The organism is Mesorhizobium sp. M7A.F.Ca.CA.002.05.1.1 (assembly GCF_003998335.1).
Taxonomy (GTDB): Bacteria; Pseudomonadota; Alphaproteobacteria; order Rhizobiales; family Rhizobiaceae; genus Mesorhizobium.
Map to the genome: position 1 here is coordinate 1 of NZ_RZQI01001548.1, position 633 is coordinate 633.

A 633-nucleotide genomic window follows, 5' to 3' on the forward strand; every position below is an offset into this window, starting at 1 on the left:
TGAGCCTGCTCGTCGGTTTGCATCTTGGTCTTGTCCTGAGCCTGCTGGTCGGTGGTGGTGCCGGCCTTGCCCTGTGCCTGCTCGTCAGTCTTCAGCTTGGTCTTGTCCTGAGCCTGCTCGCCCATCTTGGAACCATTCTGGCAGCCAGCTTGCCCGGAAGCGCAATTGGCGTCTGCGCCAGACTGGCTTTCGGGCTGTTGTGTCTGAGCCATCGCCGTTCCACAGCCGAGCCCGATCGCCAGCATGCTGGTAATGAGAACATGTTTCATGGGGAAATCTCCCTGGGTAAGATTCGTCCCTTCAGTGCGTAGAACCAGCACCCAAAAAAAATGTTCCGAGATAGTTGAGTGAGGGCTAAAAAACGACCTCGCTTGAGATCATACGATCGCGGGCGAAAGCCGCCGCTAAAACGACCTTTTCAACTCTGCCGATTGCCCTAGCTCTCTCCTGAGAGGAGACCGGATATGGCAATTTATAGTCTGAGAGTGGTCAGCTTCATTTTCGTTGTATTGGCTTTCGTTCCGGCCGCCGCGCATTTCTTCACGATGTTCAACAAGATGAAGCTCGACGGGCCGAACTATCTGGCTGCGCAACGCGCCTATGATGGATGGAGCCTGTTCGGCATCGTAGTGC

At 55.3% G+C, this 633-nt stretch carries 1 pseudogene; it reads right to left on the reverse strand.

The features are described 5' to 3' along the window. Positions 1-269: pseudogene (locus EN939_RS36960) on the reverse strand (DUF1236 domain-containing protein); the annotation flags it as partial. Between the last annotated feature and the right edge of the window lie 364 nt (positions 270-633).